This window comes from Mesorhizobium sp. M1399 (assembly GCF_040317735.1).
In the GTDB taxonomy this organism is placed as follows: domain Bacteria; phylum Pseudomonadota; class Alphaproteobacteria; order Rhizobiales; family Rhizobiaceae; genus Mesorhizobium.
In genome coordinates this window covers 1-3,191 of record NZ_JAMYKZ010000058.1, presented here as the reverse complement: position 1 = coordinate 3,191, position 3,191 = coordinate 1, and the positions used below count along the sequence as shown (strand labels likewise).

The 3,191-nt window shown below is 53.4% G+C and carries 2 protein-coding genes; both read right to left on the bottom strand.

Annotated elements, in window-relative coordinates; translation table 11 throughout:
- The coding region (locus tag NKH05_RS32765; protein ID WP_353027084.1) for an IS3 family transposase at positions 1 to 490 on the bottom strand (490 nt) is incomplete at its 3' end.
- 415 nt (positions 491 to 905) lie between these two features.
- On the bottom strand, positions 906 to 1,967 hold the full coding sequence (locus NKH05_RS32755) for an alanine racemase (RefSeq protein WP_353027080.1): 1,062 nt from the start codon (positions 1,965 to 1,967) through the stop codon (positions 906 to 908).
- Positions 1,968 to 3,191 lie beyond the last annotated feature (1,224 nt).

The following is a 3,191-nucleotide window of genomic DNA, read 5'->3' as shown; positions in this document are numbered from 1 at the left end:
TGTCTAGCCGTCGGGACAAGGCGTAGCCGACGACCTTGCGGCTGCAAGCATCAAGAATGACGGCCAGATAGCAGAAGCCGGTAGCAATTCGGATGTATGTGAAATCGGCAACCCAGACCATGTCGGGGCGATCCGGGATCACATTACGATAGAGGTTCGGATAGATCGGGGAATCGTGACTGCTGTCGGTCGTGCGCACATAGCGCCTCCGCGGCTTGATTCCCAAGCCTGCCGCTCTCATCACACGGGCTACGCGCTTATGGTTGACCAGATGCCCGCGGCGGCAGAGCTCGTGGGTTACCCGTCGATAGCCTAGCAGGGCGATTCGTTCTGGATGTCCTCGATGAGGGTGACGAGTTCCGCGTCCGAGAGGTTGGTCATTTTGGTCGGTGGCGCGATAGTAGTGACCCAGGAGGTAATCTTCAGTGCCGAAAACCGGCCGGTCTTTGATTGGAATGGTGGCCGGCTTCACGTCGGAATCCGCACCCATCGAGCGTATCAGTTTTTCAGGTCCTCATGGTCCAGCCCGCGGGGTTCACTCCAAACCTGCACCACTTTCATGACGCCAAACGACGTTGTCGACATCGCTCCGCCCATACAGTGCGTCATAAAGGAGACCAAGGTAGCTTCCGCTAGGCACGCAAAACACGGAATCTATCTTATGTGCAATAGAAGTATCGACGATACGCTCGCCAACAGTCAAACAGTTGCCATGTGCAAAACTCCATTAATCGGTCGCAGTTTGACTTCTTCCGTCAATTATCCGCTTCCATCCGCTAGACGCGGGCAGGCTATCCAAAGGGACTGCAAGTCGAATGCATCAAAATTCCACACACTGTGTGCTTGCGTAGCCAACCTTCTGTCGCGGCCGCCCGCCGCGAGGCAAAGTGCCGGACTCATCCGGATCAGACGCTATAGCATTTAGTTACATATGGTGAACTCATAAGGCGCGTAAAACTGCGGTAATACATTGTAAACTCAACTGCATCACCGACTTTAAGTAAAGTCGCGTCCGGCGTTTGCTCAACAAGGGTGTGATCGCTACTGCAATCTATCACACATAGGTCGTTTTGAATCGGGCGCAGTAGGCGAATATCCGTATCAAGATTCCCTATTTCAAGCAGAGCGACGCGTCGATCACTTAGAATCTTGGTTTGGATCACCTTGACCTCAAGCACGGCGGTATCCGTCGCGAGTCCGGGCAGAGTCGGCATGTCGTCGACGCTGGTTAGACGTCCGATGATTGGCATTGTTCCCAATCGAAGATGATTGAGACCTGACGGAACAAATCCGGACTTAAGAATGTGATCGTACACAAGCGACGTGGCGAACGACTTAGCCTTCAAAACACGTCCAAGCGCACTTTCTACCTCATTGCATATCTCTCCAAAGCGCCTCAGGGTGGTCTCCACGAAGGCCGGGTCGCTTGCATGCATAAAATAAATACCCAGTCCGTAAAGCTCAACATGCGCCATCCTCTCGACTTCATCGCAGGCGCGCAGAAGCTCATTGGGCTGAAAGCCTTCGCGCCCGGTACCGAGGTCAAGCATGAGGATTACACGATGCGGAGCAGGTGGCCGTAATTGTTCGACCTGGCGGATCGTATCCAGATCGGATTGCAAACTGCCATTGCACAATTCCACCATTCGCTCGCGCTGGTCCGGCGCTGGCGACCGAAGAAGCCAGAATACCCCTTCTATGTTTGCCTCTCTCAGACGCTCGAGGTTGCTCATCCGGGAATCCCCAAACTGCGAGATGCCGGCGGCGGCAATCGCCCGAACTATGTTGGGGTCACCGCAGCAGCTTTTGACTACGACCATCATGGAATGATCGTTATGTCGCAAAGCTTCCCGAACAATTGTTGCATTGTGGGTGATTTTCCGAAGGTCGATTTTCAGAAGAGGGCCGAAGCTCATTACGTAATTCCGATCCTTCTCCTGAATTTGCGCGGTAACCAGATTGCTCATTGTTTCTCTCCTTTCGATGCCCCGTGACCGGACAAGCGTCGGTCATCTGTCCAAAATTATCAGCAAATAGGCACCGGCCTCGCCAATTCGGCCTTTAGCGTTGAATTTCGCGCGAAATCAGCAAATGGGTCGATTTTCAGTCGCCGGCCGATCCCGTTGACAAAGGGTTATGTTCTCGAGGTGACAAGAAGCCCAGACATGCTCAAACACTTTGAGCGCGTTCTTGCATGAGTTGCTGCGGGGCAAATTCCAATGATCAGATCTCCCACTACGTCGGCCCAATAAACGGGGCCTTGTGCGAATTCTTCGACCAGTATCCTCGGCGGGGACTGCCATATGCTCTGCCCGCCAGCAGATAGGTCGTGTGTTCGGGTATTTCATCGCCATTGCCGTACAATCGGACACCGCTGCTGCCGCTGCCTACGGCCGGCTGACAAATCACTGGGAGGTCGATCTCCGCCGCAAAGCTTCTACTTCCGTCGCATTCGCTGCAAATCTTTAAGCCAGTATTGGAATGCCGGCCCTTGCGAGAAGCTGACGTTGGGTGAATTTGTCGCAACGTTGTTCGATGGCTTCGTAGCGCGGTCCCGGTAGATCCAAATGTCGGCAGAGCTTGCCAGCTGTCGCAAAAAGACTCCTTGCCGCTCGTGATGCCAGTGATGTTATACGTCGAACGAAGCCGAGAAAATTCGTAGATTCAGCGCGTCGAGGTTGTTTGTATCGACGCGGATAGCCTCAAGCTTTTCCGTTGCAAATAGTCGTAACGGGCCGAATCAGCCGATAGGAAAATTGAATGGAGGCGGAGGCCTCTTTTATGTATGGCAGACCATTACCTCTTGTGCCGTCAACCGGGATCAATGCTCTTCTTGCCATGGGTTGTTAGTTCCGTTCTTGCATGCTGGGGCTGCGGGTCCGAGCGTAATCGGCATCAGTTCTTTATCCGTACCTGACCTCTATATTATACCGCTGTCAGGAGCTCCTCGGTGTAAAGATACTGCAAACTTATTTGAAGAAAATGTTGAGTAGCTTGCGTTGAACTACCATGCAACCGAGCGGTCTGGTGTGATTGTAGACGTTATGACCGTGGTCTGAGCAGCGGCCCGTCATCTTTGCAGCTGTAAGCAAACGGGGATTGCTCGGAAATGACGAGCCGAGCCCAAGCAAAGGAGGGACGGGGCAATGGCAGGAGATAAGTATTTTTACGTGGTCTCGCCGGTTCGAAGG